The following is a 20,735-nucleotide window of genomic DNA, read 5'->3' on the forward strand; positions in this document are numbered from 1 at the left end:
ACAGCTGGCGCGAACCTGTCGCAGTGGCCGGTGAGGAGGTTCGACCGTTTCCCGCCCCTAGCGGACATTAGCCCCGGAGTCCATCGATCTAGCCGGGACGGGTCTCAATGCGGCGGCGAAGATCGTCCAACTCGTCGGCCAGCCTCTGATCCCTTTCCCTGGCCTCGGCGTCGGCGGCGACGTAGGCGGCTCGGATCGTTGCAGCGAGGGTGCCAACGACCTTGCCGTTGAAGGTGTAGACGCGACCGTCGTCGGTGTCGGTCGAGGCCTGTGCCTTCCGGACCGCGTCGGCCATCAGCGCCTTGGCCCTGGCCTCGCCCTCGGCCTGGGGCGGGAACGGCGTCCGGGGCGCCTGGGCGGGGGCAGGACGTGGCGACGGCGCGGAGGGGGGCACCGCCGCCACAGCCCGCCGGGCGCGCCTCGGAGGCGGCGCCAGGACCCAGTGACCCGACCCGCTGCCGGGTGGGAAGCCGGTGTCGAGCAGGGCGATCCAGGTGCGTCCGTTGTGCTCGACGAGATCGCCGGGTGAGTACTTCGCGCCGGGCCAGTAACGCTTCAGCGGATCAGTCACGGCCGGCCTCCAGCGCTTCGAGTCGGCGACGCAGATCGGCGATCTCCTGGTCCAGAGCCAGGTGCACCTCATCGACACGATGATCGAGGTCGCCCAACTTCGTGGTGATCCGGTCGAGGGTCCAATAGCTGGCGTCAGCGATCTCGTCGTCAGGATCGGTGTGATCGGCGATCCCGTTTGTGGATTTCTGGAGCCGGCTCACGGCGCACCTCCGATCCCGCTGATGGCGGCGCAGGCATTGGCGCGCAGCTTCTCGATGCCGGCCCAGGCTTCGGCGCGCAAGGCGACGCTGCCGCTCTGCCACAGACTGACCTGCGGGGTCGCGACCGGCGCGAGGCTGTCGCCCACGGGCTGATCGTCCATCTCGACGGTCGCGGCGCGCGCCGTGTCGAATTCGAGCCCCGTGATGTCGCCCGCGAAGCCGTCAGCAGCCAGCAGCAGCAACGTCTCGGCCGGGGCGGCCGGCGTGACGACGAAGGGCCGGTTGAGAAGTTCGCCACCATCGGGGCCGAGGGCGGGGAAGATCGGGGCACCGGTGGTGTCGACGACGGTCGACAGGAACGCCGCGACCGGCCCAGGGGCGGCCCAGTACAGGGCAGGGGCGCCGCTGGGGCCGACGACCGTGGTCAGCATGGCGCGCAGGTCCGACATCACCTGCGCGGCGGTGTCGCCGGTGCTGGCAGTGGGGGTGACACCGTCAAGCGCCTCGGCGATCAACATCTGGTCCAGCGCGACGGCCGTACCCTGCTCAAGCGCGGTGCGCAGAAGCGCCTGCCCAGCCGGCGTGGTCGCGCGCAGGATTTCGTCCGTGACGACGGCGATGGCGCTGGCCTTCTTCGGCTCGATGCCGCCGTTGGTGAAGGCGAGCGACGAGATGCGCTTCGCCTTGCCTTCACCGGGAAGAGCGCCAGCCACGACACCGACCGCGACAGCGAGATGGGTCTGGAGCGGGACGCGGTGCATCGTCTGGTCCTGCACCAGCATGCGAGCCCACAACGACTGCCCGGCCAGGGCGGCGATGAAGCCCTCGGTGAGGCTTTGGAACGACGACAGATCGGCCAGGGGCTGCCCCCCGACCGCAGCCCGCAGCACCTGCTGCACCTGCTCGGGGGCCCGCGCGGCCTCGGCCACGGCGAGGGCATTGCCGGGGTCGCCACGGGCGATGGCGATGTAGCGACCGACAGCGACGAACTCGCGCGCGGCGCTGCGGCGGGTCTCGGCCAAGGCCGACAGGGCGGATAGGTTCATGAGCGGCGTCTCCTCGGGACCACCCGATTCTCGACCAGGTGGTCGGCGCAATCGATCCCGCTCGATGACGTTGAGGCCCATTCACTGTCATCAGCGCGGCCCTGCTCCAGCCACCCCGCGAGATCGGTCAAGCGATACGTCAGGCGGGCCCCGCGCCAGGGCCGGCGGTAGAAGCATGGGCCGGTCCCGACAATGCGGCGTTGCTTGAGCACACCCGGTGCGAGACCAAGGAGCACACCTGCGTCGATCTCGCGCACTTGGCCGGCCGGGCTGATCTCAATGTTGAGCGCCTCGGCCGCGTCGAGCAGTTGGCGCGTGGTCCGGTCGATCCGGACATCGGGATTGTCGGTCGTGCGATCGCCCTGCGTCACGGTCTTCCTCCTCAATAGAATCCCACGGTCGGTCGGCTTCATGGATCGGTCCGTTTCATTCCCCCACCCCCGAAATACCCGGGTAAGAGCGGTAATGCGGTAAGGCCGTTGATAAATAGGGGAATTCCCATTACCTCGGTCGGCAAGGTGCGGTAATGGCGGTAATGCCGTTCCCGAACCATTACCGCCATTACCGGCCCCTGTCGGGTGCGGTAAGGCGAATTTCCTTTGTAAATCAACAGCCTTACCGCATTGCCGCTCTTACCGGGGCAAAACGGGGGGTGGGGAGATGGATCACTCCTCTTCGTCCTCCTCCGGGCCGCCGGTCAGGATCGCCGGCAGCAGGTGGTAGCCGCGCTGCGTCTTATCTTTGATCCACCAACTATTGCTGGGCCGATCCTTCCCGAGGACGGCGAGCCCTCGCGCGGCCAGAGCGCGGACGACGGTGGGGGCGTCGAAGCCTGGGCAGACCTCGCGTTCCCAGACCTCGGTCAGCACCAGATACTCCCACGACCCGTCCGACTGCATCTTGCGGAAGCCAGCCCGCTGGACGATCCGGGGGTCATCACCATGCTCAACGCCCACGGGTTGAAACCGCGAGATGCCGTACTTCTGGATGTAGAGCCGGACCTGTTCGATCGCGCGTTCGATCTCGGCGTCACCGACACCCGCACGCTGGCCGAGCCACAGATGGAAGGCGACATCAGCCGCCTGCGGCGCCTCGGACTCGTGCCAGCCGGTGATGCCCACCTCGGTGGCGAGGGTCCCGGCCGTCTCGACCAGGGCAAAGCGCGTCGCGGCCCGCTTCACCTGACCATGCGCGTCGCCCAGATCATGCCGGGCGATGAAGGCGCGCGCGTCTGCGGCGATCCGGTCCTTCAGCGCGTCTGCGCCGATCTCGATCAGCCGTTCCAGGTAGGCGATGCCGGCTGCGCCGTAGCACCTGGTCGCGCGATCGCGCAGGGCGTGGACGAATTCCTCCGGCGTGGTAAAGCCGTGAAGATCGTCGAGCAGGCCCAAGGGCCGGCCATCCGGGATCGGGATGTTGAGCAGCCGGATGTCCAGGCCCGCCTTGGGCATGCGGTGGATCTCGCCCACCAGGGTCTGCAATGTCTTCTCGCCCGAAGAGAGCAGCAGCGTGCGCCACCCGCCGCGCTCGCGCGCGGTGCCATCCTGCTGCGCCCGGCCTTTGCCCTGACCATTCGCCACCATGTAGACGATGTTGCTGATCTGCTCCGCCCGCGCCTCGCCGATCTCGTCCAGGATCAAGGGCAGGTCGTTATGGCGCTGGGCGATGCCTTCGAGCCCATTGTCGGTCACCCGCCACGTCTCCGTGAAGCCGCGCTCGGGATGCCGTCCGCCACCACCCCAGGGCGATCCGGCGACGATCAGCGCCGTGGTCTTCCCGACCGACGACGAGCCGACGAGGTGAAACCCGCCACCGGGCTCGCCACTGAAGTAGGGCAGCGGCGCGGCGAACGACACGGCGGTGAAGAAGACCAGATACGGGTTGCCAACGCAGAGTGCGGCGACACGATCGCGCCAATCCTCGACCGTGCCGGCGACGTTCATCTTGCTGGGCCCGGCGCCGCCGACGAAGATCACCGGCTCGACGGCCGGGCCGATGGTGCGATCCGGCGTCACGAACATCATCGCCGTCTCGCCCCTCCAGCCCGACACCGCCACGCTCAGAGCCCGCTGTGTCGATCCCCAGGTGAGCAGGTACGCCTCCAGCGCTGTCTTGGCCTCGCGGCCCGGCGCGAGCTGGAGGCCCGCGTTCCGGAGCCGCTGGCGCCAGGCCGAGTTGTCCGCATCCAGATCGCCCATGGGCATCGCAATGCGCTTCTCGACCCCATCGGGATCGGCCAGTCTGAGCACCACGGACCAGCCTTCGCTGGCGGCCGTGCGCGCCAGCGCCAGGACTTCGAGCAGCGAGGCAAACCAGATCCATTTTAGCTCGGTGACGGTCTCGCCCTCGCCGCCTTTCGCCTTGATCTCGACCGCGCGGTAGAGGCCCGGCCGGAAGCCCTTCACCTGCCGCCGGACCAAGCGGAAGCCATTGCGCTCGACGACTGCGGAATCCGGATCGGGCGACGGCGCCTGGACGAAATCGGGCTCGTCGATCTCGACCGACTCCTCGACCGGCTCGGCCTCGCCGTTCTCGTCCTGATCGGGGTCGGCGCCGTCATCGGCCGGCTCGGCCTTCGCCTCGGGCATCGGGTCGGGCTCGCACAGCGCCTTCGCCACCGGCTCCGGGTCAGCGCCGTTGGCCTTGGCCTTACTCCTCATCTTGGTCGCGGTCTTCGCCTTCGTCGGCCGCCCGCGCTGCCGGGCGCGGCTGGTGCTGGTGGCACCGTCGTCCTGGCCCTCCAAGGGGGTGGGCGGGGCCGGCTCGGCGGCGGGCGGGACCTCGACCACCGGCTCGGCTGCTGCCGGCGGGGCCGGCGCGGGGTCGACGAGCGACCATTCCTCGCCCGTCGCGGTGTCGCGCACCAGCCCTTTCGACGGACCGAAGATGTCGACCGCGATCCGGCCGTCTTTGAACAGCAGCAGGCCGGCGTCGGTCGGCGTGAACGGATAGCCGTAACGCTCCACGGCCAGGGCCCTGATCTCATCGGGAGTCATGACCCACCCCCCGCCCGGAACACCCGGTCCAGCCGATCGAGCGCCTCGTCCCAGGTCGCCTCGATCGCCTCGATCGGCCCCGACCAGCCGGTGATGGTGTCGACAACGAGGCCACGGTAGGGGTCGGTCAGCCACAACTCGACCCGGCCGTCGCAGAACAGCACGATCACGCCGTCCTTGGGGCCGAGGAACCACCGAGCCGATGTCAGCAGGTCATGCGTCGGGCGCCGACCTTTACGCCAAGCGGGCCCGACGATAGACTCCTGCGCGTTGCGATCGGTCTGATAGTCCGCGTTCTCCTCCGCCGCCCCCCTGCCCAGGGGCGGCGGTTCCGTTTCCGGGGGCGCCATCTCAGATCTCCGCCGGCACGGGCTGCTTGCGCGGCCGGCCACGCTTCCGCTTCGGCGGCGCCTCGGCCACCGGCTCGGGCGCGAGCATCCGGCCGAGCCGGCGGGTCGGGACATAGGTTCCCGCCCCCGGCATGCGCGAGCCGTCCGGGTTCAGTCCGATCATCGCATAGAGCGAGTCCAGGTAGATCAGCCGCTTGCCGCCGACCGTGGTCGACTCCAGCGTACCATCGGCCATTTTCTCATAGAGGTAAGCACGGCCGAGATCGGTGATGACCGATCCCGTTCGGACCGTCACGGTCCTGCGGCGCACAATGTCCGGCAGCGCCTCGCCGTCGATCGACAGAACAGTGTTCATTGGAGCCATCCCGTAATGTTGGACGGCTTCTGACACTATTCATATTCACCCTGCGTGCAACAACTTCAGCATCTCTTGGGCGATTGCTGAAGAACCTCTGCAAGGGTCACATTTTCGTGACCCTGATACAGATCAAAAGTCTTTGTCGAACAAGAAGATCCGAGCTTCAGACGATCGCAAGACAGTCAAAGGTTTGTAGATTCGGAGGGGCCGTATGGGGCCCTATGGGTTCCAAATGGCATATGTGAATTATTTGTTACAGCCGGTGGCCGAGGGGATCACGTCCCCTCCACGGCCGTCGCGGCAGTTCGAATCGGCGTGACCTTGCCCTCGGCCGGCGGCCGGGCGCAGAAGGCGGCCCAGTCCTTCATCATCCGGCGCCGCCGCTCCAGTTTGTCACCGCGTTCATAGGCGGCCTGCGCCTTGTCCCTGATGACATGAGCCAAGGCCGCTTCGGCGATTTCCTCCGGATAGCTGGTCGCCTCGCCCACCCAGTCTCGGAAGGTCGATCGGAAGCCGTGAGGCACCACCTCACGATTTGCCTGCTTCGGATCCACCCACGGCTTGGGCTGGCCCACGGGCACCTCGTTCATGTCGCGGATGATCTTGGTCATCGTCATGTTCGACAGCGGCTTTCCGGCCTTGGCGCCGGGGAAGATGAAGTCGCCGTGCTCGGTGTCGCGCAAGGACAGCATCTCACGCAGGACCGCAAGGGCCGCATCCGACAAGGCTACGCGATGCTCGCGCTCGCCCTTCATCTTGTCGCCGGGGATTGTCCAGATCCTCGCCTCGACATCGACCTCCGGCCAGCGGGCGTTGAACACCTCGTTCGATCGCGCGGCGGTCAAGATGGTGTACTCCAGCGCGCGGGAGCCGATGCCGCGCTTGGCCCGCAGCTTCACCATGAAGGCGCCGGCCTGTTGCCAGGGCAAGGCCGGAAAATGCTCGCCCTTCTGTCCAGTCTCGACCCGCTTCGCCTTTTTCGCCTTGGTCGGCGCCGGCAACACGCTCTCCAGGTGCCCCTTCCACCGCGCCGGGTTTTCGCCCCGCCGCCAGTGCCGCGCCGCTGCATAGTCGAGCACCGTCTCGATCCGCCCACGTAGCCGCGATGCCGTCTCCGGGATGCGCGACCACAGCGGCTCGATCACCTTCAGCACCGCCGCAACGTCGATCTCACGCACGTCGTCGTCCCCGAACTCCGTATAGGCATAAGTCTTCAGTGTGCTCGTCCACTGGGCCCGATGTTTCTCGTTCTTCCACGATTTCTCGTGTGCAGCGATATAGCGCTCGGCCGCCTGCTTGAAGGTCACGCGCGTCTTCTCGGCCTTCGCCTTCTCGGCCCGCTCCGCCTTCTTCGCGGCCATCGGGTCGATGCCCTTCGCCAGCATCAGCCTCAGCTCCAACGCCTTCTCTCGCGCCGCGTTCAGCGAAAGCGATGCCGCCTTCGACTCCTGGGAGTCCGGCCCCAGCAAAGCTGGCCCCAGCCCCATCCAATGATCGCGACCATCTTTCATGTAGCGAAACAACCAGGAGCGCCGGGTCGCCGACCGCACCCGCAGGTACAGCCCGTGCCCGTCGCGATGCAGCTTCGGCTGGACCAGATTCTCAATGTCGCTTGCCTTCAGTTCGCCTTTGGCCATTTTCTCCGCCATTCCCGGGCTACGTCCTGGGCTACAATGAACCCATGGATAGTGGCGGATATTTGTGGACACTGGTGGAACAAAAATCAAGCTATAGTGCGTGTTGTAGACAATTGTGGAAGCCAGCGAAAGTTAGACGGACGGACTTCCCCTCCGCCATCCTACGCCTTCGGCTTCGGATGGCAGGCCACCCAAGGGGTGGACTGGCACACGAAGGCGACTTAGGCGTGGGAGTGTCCCCCGAAGCCTTGGCGAAGGGGGACTAGGGAGTAGATGTGGCGCGTCTACTTTCTTGAGCTCAGCAACAACGATATCTATGTGGGCACAGCGAGTGATCTGAAGCGACGCACCTTTTCTCAAATCAGCAAATAATCATCTGCTGCTACAAAATTATACGATGATATCGCCACTATGGCCCTGCGGAGAGGCAGTCGCGGAACCGTAGAGCATCGACGCCCATTGTCCACTTCATGACCATGGGTCGCACGCCTTCAGACTGGACGGTCCGGAATATCGGTGGCGAAGGGACGGTCAGATGCGCCGGGCACTATGGTCGCTTCAGGGTGCGCAGGGATGGCGTCGTCAAGATCATCTGGCAACTCGGCAAGGGGCCTGGACCGGAGGATAGCGGGCCAGTCAACCAAGCCGCGCTGGAAGCGATCGCCGCGGCTCTATGGCCCCAATCGACTGGCTCGGGACTGCGGCGTCCGCGGCCTGAACAAAATCCCTCGGAATAAGAGACGTGCTGTCGTCGTCATGAAGCTGGTGCTATCGCTTCACCGCTGGACGTCCTCGGCCCCGCCAAAGCGGGGCCTCCTCCGAGGAAAAATATGAGCAGCCACATTCGAGCGCGTGGGGCTCGCTCAATCTCAGGGGCCGCACCACTGAGACGGGTGCTGGTCGTCGAAGATGAATTCCACATGGCGCAATTCATCGATGACACCCTCCGGCAGATGGGGTTGCAAGTGGTTGGGCCAGTGGGGACCGTGCGACAAGCTATGATCCTTGCGGAATCAGAACCTCTCGATTTTGCCTTGCTGGATGTCCGCCTTCGGCCCGATGTCCGCTTGTGGCACAGTGATAGAGTTCATCCGGTGGCGGATCTGCTGCGCCGTCGTAAGATCCCATTCTCCTTCGTCACGGCGTCCGTGGACCCGTCTATCGAATGGCGTCCGACAGAACCCGTGCTCAGAAAGCCCTTCGGTCAGGGCCAGCTGAAGGACGCTGTCCGCAAGCTGATGCGCCGCGGTTCCTCCACTCGACGGTAACGCGACTCTGCCATCCTGCTTCGCCTTGCGGGGCGTGCAGGAGCCGCCACCGCCCTCACCGATCGATCCCGGCGACGAAGCGGCGCACCCGCTCCGCGTCGACCGGGTTCCACCACACCCCGTCCCGCTTCAGCGCGCTGGCGACGATCACCGCATCGACCACGCCGAGGATGGCGTTGACGTTGTCCGGCGTGACGCCGCTGCCGACCAGCGAGGGCAGCGTGGTGGCGCCGGCGATGGTGCGGATGTAGTCGAGATCGGCGGCATGGCCGGTGCGCTGGCCGGTGGCGATCACCGCGTCGGCGTCGAAGAACGCGACGTCGCGCACCAGCTCCTCCACCGGCCGGTCGCCGGTGATGGCGTGGGCGCCGTGCTTGACATGGGCGTCGGCGAAGACGCGGATGCCGTCGGCCCGCAGCCGGGCGCGGTAGCGCAGCGCCCGCGCCGCCTCGCCCTCGACGAAGCCCTCATTGGCGACATAGGCGTTGGCCCATTGGTTGACCCGGATGAAGGCCGCCTGGGCCGCGCTGGCGATGGCGAAGGCCGGGATCGCGGCATTGGCCAGCACGTTGATGCCGATCGGCTTGCCGAACTGGCGGCGGATCCGGTCGGCGATCACCGCCATGTGCGACGCCGTCTCCGGCCCGATGTCGTCGGGCTTGGAGAAGGGGATGTCGCCATGGTTCTCGACGATCACCCCGTCGCAGCCGCCGGCCAGATAGGCCTCGGCATCGGCCATGGCGCGGTCGGTGATCACATCCACCCCGCCGCCGCGGTATTGCGGCGCGCCGGGCAGCGCCAGCAGGTGGACGACGCCGATCACCGCCTTGGTCCGGCCGAAGATGTCGCGGATGGCATGGCCACGGGATTCGGCGACGGCTTTGGTTTCGGTCATCGCTCGGCCCCTCCTCGGGCCAGGGATGGGGGCAGGATCGCGGCGATCTCCGCCCGGCTCGGAAAGGAAGACAGGACGCCCGGCCGGGTCACGCCGATGGCCGCGGCGCGGATGGCGACCGGCAGGGCGTCCTCGATCGCGGCGCCGCGGTCGAGCAGCCCGGCCAGCACGCCGCACAGCAGGTCGCCGGCACCGACGGTGTCGACCGCCGCCACGGCCGGCGCAGGAAAATCCTGCCGCCCCTCTGCCGTCAGCACCGAGGCGCCGGCGGCGCCGAGGGTGACGACGACCATGGCCGCGCCGCGGCGCAGCAGGGTCTGCGCCGCCCGGTGCGGGTCGGCATCGCCGCCCAGCCGGCAGGCCTCGCCACGGTTGACCACCAGCAGGTCGGTCAGCGGCAGCACGGAAGCGTAGGAATCGCGGATCGGCGACGGGTTCAGCACGGTGCCGGCGCCACGCTTGCGCGCCAGGCCGAAGCAGTCGCGCACCGCCGAGATCCGCAGGTTGCCCTGCATCAGCAGCAGGTCGCCGGCCTTGAGCGCGGTGTCGAGATCGGTGCCCTGCGCCGGGGCGAAGCGGTCGGCGCAGGCGGTGACGCTGACGATGGTGTTCTCGCCGGCGGCATCGACCTGGATCATCGACCGGTCGGTCGGACAATCCAGCCGGACCAGCCCGGTGGCGTCGATCCCCTCCGCTGCCAGCCGCTCGGCCACCGCCTCGCCCGTCGGGTCGGACCCGATCGCGGCGAGCAGCCGGACCCGGGCACCGGCCCGTGCCGCAGCGACCGTCTGGTTCAGCCCCTTCCCGCCCAGATCCTCCGCCATGCCGTCGGCGACCACCGTCTCCCCCGGCTCCGGGAAGCGTTGCAGCCGGTAGAGGGTGTCGAGACAGGCATTGCCGACGACATGGACGGTCATGGCGGACGGACTACGCCTTCCGGATCGTCCAGGCCAGGGCCTGGGACCACAGGCGGCCATAGCCGTCCCAGGCGGCGAAGTCCGGCGGCAGCCAGTGCGGACCGATGTCGGAGGTCCAGGCCAGAGTGCGGCCCTGGCCGTATTCGCCGACCACCAGCAGCGGCAGGTCGCCGTATTCCGCGCCGACCGTGGCCAGCACCTGCGCGCCCGGCTTCGGCTTCACCTCGTTGAAGCCGAGCAGCGCCGGCCACGGCCCCGGCAGCCCGGCCAGGATCGGGTGCTCGGCGACCAGCGCCGGGTCGAAGCCCTCCGGCACCTCGACCCGGTCGTCGACCGGCAGGATCTCCACCGGCAGCACCTCCTCCACCGCGGTCTTGTGGAAACGGGCGCCGCCATTGATGCCCTGGAAGCTGTAATAACCGCCGAACATCAGCAGGCCGCCGCCACCGCGGACATAGTCGCGCAGCAGCTTCAGCCGGTTCGGCGTGCGACGGCTGTGCACCCAGGTGTCGGGGTGCAGCAGCAGCGTGTTGGCGCCAATGTCCGACAGGATCACCGCGTCATAGGCCTGCAGCCCCTCCAGCGACTGCGGGAAGTCGCGCTGCGCCAGATGCGCCGGCATGTAGTGGATGTCGAAGGGCGAGTCCTTCAGCGCCTCCAGCAGCGGCTCGGCGCCCTGGTGATAGGTCACGGTCGGGAACTGGTCGAACCCCTTGATGTGGGTCGCGGTCGAGACCCAGGATTCGCCCGCCAGCAGGATCTTGTGCTTCGCCATCTGTCAGGCCTCGGTTCTGGAATTATGGACGGCGGAGAAGACGCGCCGCGGATTGTCGATCAGCAGCCGGTCGATCGTCGCGCGATCGACGCCGTGCCGGCGCAGCCGCGGCACGAAATGCTTCAGGATGTAGCCGTAGCCGAAGCCGCCATAGCGGGTCAGCATCATCTTCAGGAACACGTCCTGCGACAGCAGCAGCCGGTCCTCATGGCCGGATTCGATCAGGCTGACGATCGCCCGGGCATTCTCCTCGTCGCTCGGCGACTGCGCCTTCTGGTCGGCGTAGTAATAGTCCATGCCGATCATGTCGTATTCCAGGAAGGCGCCGCGGTCGGCCAGCGCCCGCTGGTACGGCAGGTCGGCATGGCTCGGGTTCATGTGGCACAACACCGTGTGCCGCAGATCCGCCCCCTCCTCCTCGATCACGTCCAGCACGCGGTGGGCCAGCCGCTCCCACCCCGGCAGGTGGATCGACAGCGGCACGCCGGTGCGGCGCGCGGCGCGGGCGGCGCCGCGCAGCGACTTCTCCTCCTCGGCGGTGAAATCCTTGCTGACGCCGATCTCGCCGATCAGCCCGGCCGGGATCACCGGCGCGTCGTCGTCTTCCGACGGCGGCGTGCCGCCGACGTCGCGCACGATCATCTCGGCGATGGCATCGGCGTCCATGTCCCGCACCTCCGCGGGATGCGACTGGCCGAGGTAGTAGCCGGCGCCCATGACGATGTTCAGCCCGGTGCGGCGGGCGATGCGCTGCAGCGCCTCCGGGTCGCGGCCGATGCCCAGGCAGGTCGGGTCGACCACGGTGGCGCCGCCCAGCTCGGTGAACTTGCCCAGTTCCTCCACCGCCAGGTCGGTGTCGAGCAGGAAGCAGTTGTCCCGGTTCAGGAACGGGTTCATCCGCAGCTCGCCGATCATGGTGATGTCGATCGGCTTCTCGGCCAGGGCGATGTGGCTGGCGCAGCAGGGCCGCCGCCACCAGCTGGAGGTGTCGAGCAGGATGTGCTCGTGCATCAGGGTCACGCCCATGGCCTCGACCGGGATCGGCCCCAGCACGGTCATGACCTGGCCGGAGCGCACGCCGATGGTGCTTTCTATCGTCGTCATGGTGGGCCTCAGCGGCGGGTCGTGGTCCGGAAGATCCGGAAGTTGAGCCAGATCGCGATCAGGATGATCACGCCGGTGATGATCGGCGTCAGGAAGGGCGACATATGCGCCAGGATCAGGCCGTTGCCGATCACCGCCACGGTCAGGGCACCCAGCACGGTGCCGATCATGGTGCCGCGGCCGCCGAACAGGCTGGTGCCGCCCAGCACCACCGCGGCGATGACGTCGAGCTCGAACCCCGCCCCGGCATTGGCCGAGCCGCTGCCGAGCCGCGCCGCGATCACCACGGCGGCCAGCGCCGCGGCGGCGCCGGACAGGACGTAGACCAGCATCGTCACCCGCCGGATGTTCACCCCGGCGCGGCGCACCGCCTCGGCATTGGCGCCGATGCCGGTGACGTAGCGGCCGAAGCGGGTCTGGGTGAAGATCACAATGCCGAGCGCCAGCACCGCGACGGCGATGATCGCCGGCAGCGGCAGCCCCGCCACCCAGCCGCGGCCGATGACGACGAAGGCGCTGCCGGGATCGACCGGGATCGAATAGCCCTGGGTGATCAGGAGCGCGACGCCGCGGATGATGCCCAGCCCGGCCAGGGTGACGATGAAGGCCGGGATGCCCTCATAGGCGATGAAGAAGCCTTGCACCGCACCGATCACCGCGCCCAGCAGGACCAGCCCGACCAGGGCCACCGGCCAGGGCACGCCGGCCTGCAGCGCCACCGCCGACAGGGCGCCGACCAAGCCCAGCATCGAGCCGACCGACAGGTCGATGCCGCCGGTGGTGATGACGAAGGTCATCGCCGTGGCGACGATCAGCAGCGGCGCGCTCTGCCGCAGGATGTTCAGGATATTGGCCTCGGTCAGGAAGCTGTCCGTGACCAGGCCGAACAGGATGCAGACCGCCAGGAAGAAGAGGAAGATGCTGGCGACGCCGCCATTGGCCATCACCTGGTGGCGCAGCCCCGGCGGCCGGTCGGCCTTCGCCGCACTCCGCGCTTCCGACATCGCAGTGCTCCCCGCCGCGCTCATGGCCGCGCCTCCGGGCCCGCGGCCATGCGGGCCGAGCGGGCGGTGAATTTCCGGCCGACGATCAGGTCGACGACCTCCTCGATATTGGTCTCGGCGATCTGCCGCTCGGCGATGGCCCGGCCCTCATACATCACCTGGATGCGGTCGCAGACCAGGAACAGGTCCTGCAGCCGGTGGGTGATCAGGATGACGCTGACGCCGCGGGCGCTGACCGTGCGGATCAACTCCAGCACCGCCTCGACCTCGGCGACGGCCAGCGCCGCCGTCGGCTCGTCCATGATCAGCACCTTGGGGTCGAAGGAGGCGGCGCGGCCGATGGCGATGCTCTGGCGCTGGCCGCCCGACAGGTTCTCGACCTTCAGCCAGGTGTTGGGGATACGGATGCCCAGCCCGTCCAGCATCGTCCGCGCCTCGGCATGCATCCGCCCCTTGTCGAGGAAGGACAGGCCCAGGGCGCCGCGCCGCGGCTCCCGCCCCAGGAACAAATTGCCGGCGACGTCGACCGTGTCGCACAGTGACAGGTCCTGATAGACCATCTCGACATGGTGCCGGCGGGCGTCGGCCGGGCTGTCGAACCGCACCGCGGCGCCGTCGATCTCGATCGTGCCGGCATCGGGGACCACGGCGCCGGACAGCACCTTGCTCAGCGTCGACTTGCCGGCGCCGTTGTCGCCGACCAGCCCCAGCACCTCGCCGCGGCGCAGGGTCAGGTCGACATCGGTCAGCGTCTGGATCGCGCCGTAGCGCTTGCAGATGCCGCTCATGCGGACGCGGACGGGTTCGTCCAACGGTCCCTCCATGCTTGATCGCTGCGTCGGCGGCTGCCCCTCCGGGCGAAGGGGCAGCCTCGGCGGGTTACTTGAACATGCCGCGGAACTGGTCGACGTTGGCCTTGGTGACGATGGTGACCGGCACGTTGATGATCGCCGGCACGGTCTCGCCCTTCTTCAGCTTCAGCAGGCTCTCGACCGCGACCTTGCCCTCGGTGGCCGGGTCCTGCTGCACCACGGCGGCGACCCAGCCGGCGTCGATGCCGGCGATCGCCTGGGCGGTCAGGTCCCAGCCGAACACCTTGATGTCGCCGGTGCGGCCCTGGCTGGTGACGGCGGAGACCGCGCCGATCAGCGCCGGCTCGCCGGTGGCGTAGAGCGCGGTCATGGCGGGGTTGGCGGTCATCAGGTTCTCCGACGCCGTCAGCGCCACGTCCTGGACATTCTGGCCGTCGACCGTATCGACGATGTCGACCTTCACGCCCGAGGCCGCGAGCGCCTTCTTGAAGCCGTCCAGCCGCTGGTTCTGGATGAAGGAGTTCAGCGCGCCGATGACGCCCAGCTTGGCGCTGCCGCCCATCGACGCCTTGACGTAGTCGGCGGTGTGCTTGCCGATCTCCTCGCCGGCCTTCTGGTTGTCGACGCCGACGAAGGCGGCGTTGTCGCCGTCCGGGATCTGGGCGTCGACCGCGATGACCGGGATGCCGGCCTGCTTGGCCGCGGTGATCGCCGGCTTCACGCCGTTGACGTCGATCGCCACCAGCACGATGCCGTCGACCTTCTGGGTGATGTAGTTCTCGATCGCGTCATTCTGGGCGCTGGGGACATTGTTGGCGTTGAAGATCACCAGCTTGGCGCCGGCGGCGTCAGCCGCCTTCTGCGCGCCCTCGTTGATCTGGTTGAAGAACAGCGCCTGCTGGTTGATGGTCACCAGCGCGATGGTCTCGGCCTGCGCCTGGGCGCTGAGGGCCAGCATCGCCGTGCCGGCCAGTGCCACGGCGGATATCAGTGCGTTCAGTCGGATCATGAAGCTCTCCTCTGCATGGTGTTGTTGCCGCGTTTCTGTCCCGGTGGCGGGCGTCAGCCCGTCTTCTTCTTGGCCTTTCCCGACGGCGGTCCGACGGATTTGCGGATCACCAGTTCGGTGGGCAGGCGTTGGATCGGCGGTGGGTCCTCGCCCCGGATCCGGGCCAGCAGCGTCCGGATGCCGAGCCGGCCGAGCGCCTCGATCGGCTGGCGCACGGTGGTGATCGGCGGGCTGAGGAGGTCGGCGAAGGGCATGTCGTCGAAGCTGGCGAGGGACAGGTCGCCCGGCACCGACAGGCCGTTGGCCGCCAGTTCCTGCAGCACGCCGATGGCGATGTAGTCGCTACCGGTGAACACGGCGGTCGGCCTGCCATTCGCGAGGATCGCCCGGGTCGCATCGCGCCCGAAATCCCGTTCATAGGCGCCGAACCGGACCATGCCGTCCGCGACCGCCAGCCCGGCCTCGGCCATCGCCCGGGCGAAGCCGGCGAATCGCTCCTGGGCGCTCAGCAGCTGCTCCGGCCCGCCGATATGGGCGATGCGGCGGTGTCCGGCGGCGATCAGATGGCGGGTGGCGTCATAGGCGCCGGCCTCGTTCTCGACGAAGATCCGGGTAACATTGGCGCCCGGCACGTCCTCGTCGAGCAACACCACGTCGGTGCGGCCATCGATCAAGTCGCGCAGGCGCCCGTCATCGACCCGGTTGGTCAGGACCAGCAGGCCGTCGACATGGCGAGCGGCCAAGCGATCGATGCTGGCGGCCTCCATCTCCAGGTCGCCGCCGGTGCTGCTGAGCAGGATCGAGAAGCCCGCGCGCCGCGCCTCGTCCTCCGCCGCCGCGGCCAGCGCGGCGAAGAACGGGTTGGCGATCTCGGGCGTGACCAGGCCGATGGTCTCGGAGCTGCCGAGGCTGAGGCGCTTGGCCAGCAGGTTCGGACGATAGCCCAGCCGCTTCGACGCGGCATCGATCCGCCCGGCGGTCTCCGCCGGCAGCTCGATATTGCCGTTCAGGTGGCGCGAGACTGTGGCCGGTGAAACACCCGCTTCCCGCGCGACGTCGCGAATGGTCGCCATTCCTTGCCTCCGAGCGGCACCCTAGTTCCAGAAACCGGTTTAGTAAACCGGTTTCTGGAACTAGGGAAAAGAGGCTGCGATATCCTGGGATGGCGATACTCTCACGGGGACGGCAGCGCTGTTCCACACGGCAGGAGGCTGAGATGATCGACACCCTGGAAGGCCGCTGCGCCTGTGGATCCGTACGGTACCGGATGCTGTCGCCGCCGATGGTCGTGCATTGCTGCCATTGCTGCGACTGCCAGCGGCAGACCGGCAGCGCCTTCGTGCTCAACGCGCTGATCGAGGCCGACCGGGTCGAGCTGCTGTCGGGCGAGCCGGAGGCCGTCGCCGTGCCGACCGACAGCGGCAAGCCCCATGTCATCCACCGCTGCCCCGCCTGCCGCACGGCGCTGTGGAGCACTTATAGCGGTCGCACCCAGATCCGCTTCGTCCGCGTCGGCACGCTGGACGATCCGGCGGCGCTGCCGCCCGACGTGCACATCTTCATCCGGTCGAAGCTGCCCTGGGTCGCACTGCCGGAGGGCGTCCCCGCCTTCGAGGTCTATTACGAGTTGGAGAACGTCTGGCCCCGGGCCAGCCTGGAGCGGCGGCGCGCCGCCCTGGGCGGCTGACCCGCCGCCTCAGCTCGTAGATTGGGTTCGCGCACCGCGAGCCCGACCTGCGAACTGCCTCAAGTTGACGGACAGCAGTGAACTAACGCTGAAGGATGTCTGCGATACGGTCGACGGCTTGCGCCATGGCGTCGAACTTCGCCCTCCTGGCGTCGTCAAGCCTCTTGCCCGAAGCCAGCTGATAGCTCGCCGTCATCGCCCCTATCCTGGCTGACAGCAGGTGCAGCATATAGCGGGACATCTCTGGCGTCCGATCGACGTCGGGCAACAGATTCCAGCGATCCATGGCCTCGGTGCAGGCATCCGGATCCTGGGGAGCATGCTTCAGATAGGCTTCCTGAGCATGCCGGCACCGGATCACGACTTCCACGAGGGCGGATCTCGCCCGGTCGGAAATGGGATCAGCCCGCGCGGAAGCAGCGGAGCCGAAGAGCAAGGCCGCCATGGTGGCCACCAGCAGCAACACCCGGCCGCGCATTCCATCCGCCCCCAGAGAGTCAGCACTCCCCATTCTAAGCGACTTCGAGGCCGGCCTCACAGCATTGGAGATAGCGGGAGAGCGCGGACTGCGTGCCCACTGCGGGCCTTCCCGACGTCAAGCGAAGGCCGGACGGGCGCTCTCGCCCAGTCCGCGAGGCAGCGCCGCCACCGGCAGTTCCACCGGCGCCGGGGCGAACAGCAGGTCGGGGCGGGCCGCGGCCCAGGCTTTGTCCTTGGCCAGCGCCGCCGGGCGGTTGTCGGTGCGGCACAGCATCAGGGCGCCGGAGGGGTGCTGCCACAGGTCGAAGCCGAGCAGGTCGGGGAACTCGCGCAGCGCCGCCTGCAGCATCGGCGCGGAACCCTCCGCCGCCAGGACGCGCCGCGACAGGGTGTTGCGGTAGAGCTTCAAGCTATCCCGTTCCCGGACTTCGCGCGTGACCGCCATTTCCCGGATCTCCTCTGCCCAGGGTCGCGGCGAGTCCGCGACCCGACATCTGGAACGTAGAGAGAACATCGGCAGATGTCCAGAAAAAGGAACATTCCAAGAACTGGCCGTTCCGTTCAAGCCTCGCGGCGGAACGCGGCGCAGACTGCTCGGGTTGCCATCACGGAGGTCCGCCATGAACCGAGCACTTCCCTCCCGCACCCTCAGCGTCTGGATCGACCGCGACCCCGATGCCGTCTATGCCTTCCTGTCGGTCCCCGAGAACTTCATGCAATGGGCCAGCGGCCTCGCCGATTCGCTCAAGCGCGACGACGACGGCTGGGTCGCCGACACGCCGGAAGGGACGATGCGGGTGCGCTTCACCCCGCCCAACCCGTTCCGCATCGCCGACCACTGGGTCATCCCGCCGAGCGGACCCGAGATCGCCCTGCCGGTGCGGGTGCTGGCGAATGGCGGCGGCAGCGAGGTGACGTTCCACCTGTTCCGCCAGCCGGCGATGGACGATTCCCGCTTCGCCGCCGATGCCGATTGGGTCGAGCGCGACCTGGCGACGTTGAAACAGGTGCTGGAAACCGGCAGCTCTGGCGCATAGACGAACGTCGAATACGTCCCGCAACGGCGCGGCTGTTAAAGTTGCACGATAGCGCGCCGCACTATCGGGACGTCTGTCCTCACAAAATCGGCGCGCCGACCACAATGATCAGGGGGAGGATGCGTCAATGACTGCTGCATCAGGTGTCGAACTTCAAACACCGCTGCGAACTATCAGCAGAGCCGAGGAGCGCAAGGTCATATTCGCATCGTCGCTGGGGACGGTGTTCGAGTGGTATGATTTTTACCTCTACGGCGCCCTCACCGCGGCGATCGCCAAGAACTTCTTCTCCGGCGTCAACCCGACGGCGGGCTTCATCTTCGCCCTGCTGGCCTTCGCCGCCGGCTTCTTCGTCCGGCCCTTCGGCGCGCTGGTGTTCGGCCGCCTCGGCGACCTGGTCGGCCGCAAATACACCTTCCTGGTCACCATCGTGATCATGGGCGTGTCGACCTCGGCGGTCGGCTTCCTGCCCAACTATGCGTCGATCGGCATCGCCGCGCCGGCGATCCTGATCCTGCTGCGACTCTTGCAGGGCCTGGCGCTGGGTGGCGAATACGGCGGCGCCGCGACCTATGTCGCGGAGCACGCCCCTCAGGGCAGGCGCGGGTTCTACACCGCCTGGATCCAGACCACCGCGACGCTGGGCCTGTTCCTGTCGCTGATCGTCATCCTGGCCTGCCGCTGGTCGATGGACGCCGCGGCCTTCGACGCCTGGGGCTGGCGCATCCCGTTCCTGGTCTCGATCATCCTGCTGATCGTCTCGATCTGGATCCGGCTGCAGCTCAACGAATCGCCGCTGTTCCAGCAGATGAAGGCCGAGGGCAAGGGGTCCAAGGCGCCGCTGACCGAGGCCTTCGCCCACCGCGGCAACCTGAAGATCGTGGCGCTGGCCCTGTTCGGCCTGACCATGGGCCAGGCCGTGGTCTGGTATGCCGGCCAGTTCTACTCGCTGTTCTTCCTGACCCAGACCTTGAAGGTCGACCCCCAGACCGCCAACCTGCTGGTGGCCGCGGCGCTGCTGGTCGCCACGCCGTTCTTCCTGGTGTTCGGCGCCCTGTCCGACAAGATCGGGCGCAAGCCGATCATCATGGCCGGCTGCCTGCTGGCGGTCCTGACCTACTTCCCACTGTTCCAGGCGCTGACCCACTACGCCAACCCGGCGCTGGAGGCGGCGCAGGCGTCGTCGCCGGTGACGGTGATCGCCGACCCGGCCGAATGCAGCGTGCAGTTCAACCCGGTCGGCACGGCGAAGTTCACCACCTCCTGCGACATCGCCAAGGGCGCGCTGGTCAAGGCCGGCGTACCGTACAGCAACCAGGCGGGCCCGGCTGGGGCCAAGGCCGAGATCGATGTCGGCAGCACCCGCATCGCCGCCTATGACGGCGCGGCGGCGGATGCGGCGACCGTCGGTCCCGTCTTCACCAAGGGCCTGGCGGACGCGCTGAAGACCGCGGGTTATCCCGAAAAGGCCGACCCGGCGCAGATCAACCACTTCATGGTGTGGCTGATCCTGTTCGTGCTGGTGCTCTACGTCACCATGGTCTACGGCCCGATCGCGGCGATGCTGGTGGAGCTGTTCCCGACCCGGATCCGCTACACCTCGATGTCGCTGCCCTACCACATCGGCAACGGCTGGTTCGGTGGCTTCCTGCCGGCGATCGCCGTCGCCATCGTCGCCGGCACCGGCAACATCTACAGCGGGCTGTGGTACCCGATCATCATCGCCGGCGTCTGCCTGGTGATCGGCACGCTGTTCCTGAAGGACACCCGGCACATCGACATCCAGAAGAACCACTAACGCCGGAGCTTGTATCGACCGCGAGGCCGCGCCCAGAATGGGCGCGGCCTTTGCTTTGGCGGAAGATGACAGACGCCACCCTTGTCCTGATCGCCGACGACCACCCGCTGGTGCGGCGCGCCTTGTCCGAGACGCTGGCCGAGGTAATGTCGCCCGTCCCGGCCGTGATCCAGGCCGGCAGCTTCCCCGAGGTCCTGGCCCTGCTCGGCGACCGCACCGTCGACCTGCTGCTGCTCGACCTGTCGATGCCGGGCATGAACGGCTTCACCGGCCTGGCCTCGCTGCGCGCCGCCTTCCCCGCCGTGCCGGTGATCATGGTCTCGGCCAATGAGGAGCCCGCCGTGATGCGCCAGGCGATGGAGTTCGGTGCCTCCGGCTACCTGCCGAAATCGACGCCGCTGGCCGAGATCGGCGACGCCATCGAGAGCGTGCTGGCCGGCGGCGTCTGGTTCCCCGAAGCGGCGACCGGGCCGTCCGGTGCGGCGCCGGAACGCAGCGAGCTGACCCGCCGTGTCGCCGAGCTGACGCCGCAGCAGCTGCGCGTCCTGGCCCTGCTGACCGAGGGCAAGCTGAGCAAGCAGATCGCCTTCGAGATGTCGATCACCGAGGCCACGGTGAAGGCCCACCTGTCGCAGATCTTCCGCAAGCTCGGGGTCCAGAACCGGACCCAGGCAGTGATCGCGGTGCGCCAGCTCGGCATCATCGAGCCGACCGGCCACTGATCGAGGCCGGCGCGAGGGTGGGAGCCTGCACTCTCGACATGCCACCATCGCCGAAAGGCATGCCCGA

23 protein-coding genes are annotated in these 20,735 nt (G+C 67.9%); 5 read left to right on the forward strand and 18 right to left on the reverse strand.

Annotated elements, in window-relative coordinates; genetic code table 11:
• Positions 1-88: 88 nt before the first annotated feature.
• From FFK22_RS02220 to FFK22_RS02255, 8 genes are all read right to left on the reverse strand, one after another.
• A complete protein-coding gene (locus FFK22_RS02220) occupies positions 89-571 on the reverse strand; it encodes a hypothetical protein (RefSeq protein WP_138886660.1) in 483 nt (160 codons plus the stop codon).
• Positions 564-773, reverse strand: coding sequence for a hypothetical protein (locus FFK22_RS02225; protein WP_138886661.1), 210 nt, complete (start codon positions 771-773; stop codon positions 564-566). The genes FFK22_RS02220 and FFK22_RS02225 overlap by 8 nt, the downstream gene beginning before the upstream one ends.
• Positions 770-1,819, reverse strand: a complete 1,050-nt coding sequence (locus tag FFK22_RS02230) for a phage major capsid protein (protein WP_186002258.1) — start codon at positions 1,817-1,819, stop codon at positions 770-772. Before FFK22_RS02230 ends, FFK22_RS02225 begins: the two co-directional genes overlap by 4 nt.
• Complete coding sequence (locus FFK22_RS02235; RefSeq protein ID WP_138886663.1) at positions 1,816-2,232, reverse strand: hypothetical protein; 417 nt, start codon at positions 2,230-2,232, stop codon at positions 1,816-1,818. The genes FFK22_RS02230 and FFK22_RS02235 overlap by 4 nt, the downstream gene beginning before the upstream one ends.
• 252 nt (positions 2,233-2,484) lie before the next feature.
• On the reverse strand, positions 2,485-4,815 hold the full coding sequence (locus tag FFK22_RS02240; protein ID WP_138886664.1) for a DUF927 domain-containing protein: 2,331 nt from the start codon (positions 4,813-4,815) through the stop codon (positions 2,485-2,487).
• A complete protein-coding gene (locus FFK22_RS02245) occupies positions 4,812-5,165 on the reverse strand; it encodes a hypothetical protein (RefSeq protein WP_138886665.1) in 354 nt (117 codons plus the stop codon). Before FFK22_RS02245 ends, FFK22_RS02240 begins: the two co-directional genes overlap by 4 nt.
• A 1-nt stretch (position 5,166) precedes the next feature.
• On the reverse strand, positions 5,167-5,520 hold the full coding sequence (locus FFK22_RS02250; RefSeq protein WP_138886666.1) for a hypothetical protein: 354 nt from the start codon (positions 5,518-5,520) through the stop codon (positions 5,167-5,169).
• A 278-nt stretch (positions 5,521-5,798) separates the two neighbouring features.
• A complete protein-coding gene (locus tag FFK22_RS02255) occupies positions 5,799-7,172 on the reverse strand; it encodes an integrase arm-type DNA-binding domain-containing protein (protein ID WP_221938328.1) in 1,374 nt (457 codons plus the stop codon).
• Positions 7,173-8,053: 881 nt separating this feature from the next.
• On the opposite strand from FFK22_RS02255, the gene FFK22_RS02265 reads away from it, so the two are divergent.
• Positions 8,054-8,428 carry a response regulator gene (locus FFK22_RS02265; protein ID WP_186002259.1) on the forward strand — a complete coding sequence of 125 codons (375 nt, stop codon included), beginning with the start codon at positions 8,054-8,056 and terminating at the stop codon, positions 8,426-8,428.
• A 55-nt stretch (positions 8,429-8,483) separates the two neighbouring features.
• On the opposite strand, the gene FFK22_RS02270 is transcribed toward FFK22_RS02265, so the two are convergent.
• The 8 genes from FFK22_RS02270 to FFK22_RS02305 form a co-directional block, all read right to left on the reverse strand.
• A complete protein-coding gene (locus tag FFK22_RS02270) occupies positions 8,484-9,323 on the reverse strand; it encodes a BtpA/SgcQ family protein (RefSeq protein ID WP_138886668.1) in 840 nt (279 codons plus the stop codon).
• The gene (locus tag FFK22_RS02275) at positions 9,320-10,240 is read right to left on the reverse strand and encodes a ribokinase (RefSeq protein ID WP_138886669.1); all 921 of its coding nucleotides are present in this window, start codon (positions 10,238-10,240) and stop codon (positions 9,320-9,322) included. The genes FFK22_RS02270 and FFK22_RS02275 overlap by 4 nt, the downstream gene beginning before the upstream one ends.
• Positions 10,241-10,250: 10 nt before the next feature.
• Positions 10,251-11,015: a glutamine amidotransferase gene (locus FFK22_RS02280; RefSeq protein ID WP_138886670.1), complete on the reverse strand. Its 765-nt coding sequence runs from the start codon at positions 11,013-11,015 to the stop codon at positions 10,251-10,253.
• Positions 11,016-11,018: 3 nt separating this feature from the next.
• Entirely contained in the window at positions 11,019-12,119 is a 1,101-nt protein-coding gene (locus FFK22_RS02285) for a phosphotriesterase (protein WP_138886671.1), read from the reverse strand.
• Between the two features lie 8 nt (positions 12,120-12,127).
• Positions 12,128-13,123 carry an ABC transporter permease gene (locus FFK22_RS02290; RefSeq protein WP_221938329.1) on the reverse strand — a complete coding sequence of 332 codons (996 nt, stop codon included), beginning with the start codon at positions 13,121-13,123 and terminating at the stop codon, positions 12,128-12,130.
• Positions 13,124-13,143: 20 nt separating this feature from the next.
• Positions 13,144-13,935 (reverse strand): ATP-binding cassette domain-containing protein, encoded by a 792-nt coding sequence (locus tag FFK22_RS02295; RefSeq protein WP_306770063.1) that lies wholly within the window; start codon positions 13,933-13,935, stop codon positions 13,144-13,146.
• A gap of 67 nt (positions 13,936-14,002) precedes the next feature.
• Positions 14,003-14,944: a substrate-binding domain-containing protein gene (locus tag FFK22_RS02300; RefSeq protein WP_138886672.1), complete on the reverse strand. Its 942-nt coding sequence runs from the start codon at positions 14,942-14,944 to the stop codon at positions 14,003-14,005.
• A gap of 53 nt (positions 14,945-14,997) precedes the next feature.
• Positions 14,998-16,017, reverse strand: a complete 1,020-nt coding sequence (locus FFK22_RS02305; RefSeq protein ID WP_138886673.1) for a LacI family DNA-binding transcriptional regulator — start codon at positions 16,015-16,017, stop codon at positions 14,998-15,000.
• 143 nt (positions 16,018-16,160) lie between these two features.
• Between FFK22_RS02305 and FFK22_RS02310 the strand changes: the two genes are divergently transcribed.
• Positions 16,161-16,631 (forward strand): GFA family protein, encoded by a 471-nt coding sequence (locus FFK22_RS02310; protein WP_138886674.1) that lies wholly within the window; start codon positions 16,161-16,163, stop codon positions 16,629-16,631.
• 82 nt (positions 16,632-16,713) lie between these two features.
• On the opposite strand, the gene FFK22_RS02315 is transcribed toward FFK22_RS02310, so the two are convergent.
• On the reverse strand, positions 16,714-17,109 hold the full coding sequence (locus FFK22_RS02315; protein WP_138886675.1) for a hypothetical protein: 396 nt from the start codon (positions 17,107-17,109) through the stop codon (positions 16,714-16,716).
• 117 nt (positions 17,110-17,226) lie between these two features.
• Positions 17,227-17,556, reverse strand: a complete 330-nt coding sequence (locus FFK22_RS02320; protein WP_138886676.1) for a hypothetical protein — start codon at positions 17,554-17,556, stop codon at positions 17,227-17,229.
• 175 nt (positions 17,557-17,731) lie between these two features.
• Between FFK22_RS02320 and FFK22_RS02325 the strand changes: the two genes are divergently transcribed.
• The 3 genes from FFK22_RS02325 to FFK22_RS02335 all read left to right on the forward strand — a co-directional run bounded on the left by FFK22_RS02325 (position 17,732) and on the right by FFK22_RS02335 (position 20,668).
• Positions 17,732-18,148 (forward strand): SRPBCC family protein, encoded by a 417-nt coding sequence (locus FFK22_RS02325; RefSeq protein WP_138886677.1) that lies wholly within the window; start codon positions 17,732-17,734, stop codon positions 18,146-18,148.
• A 127-nt stretch (positions 18,149-18,275) separates the two neighbouring features.
• Entirely contained in the window at positions 18,276-19,946 is a 1,671-nt protein-coding gene (locus FFK22_RS02330) for an MFS transporter (RefSeq protein WP_138886678.1), read from the forward strand.
• Positions 19,947-20,011: 65 nt separating this feature from the next.
• Positions 20,012-20,668 carry a response regulator transcription factor gene (locus FFK22_RS02335; RefSeq protein WP_138886679.1) on the forward strand — a complete coding sequence of 219 codons (657 nt, stop codon included), beginning with the start codon at positions 20,012-20,014 and terminating at the stop codon, positions 20,666-20,668.
• Positions 20,669-20,735: the final 67 nt, after the last annotated feature.

This window comes from Mycobacterium sp. KBS0706, assembly GCF_005938675.2.
Classification (GTDB): Bacteria; Pseudomonadota; Alphaproteobacteria; order DSM-16000; family Inquilinaceae; genus Inquilinus.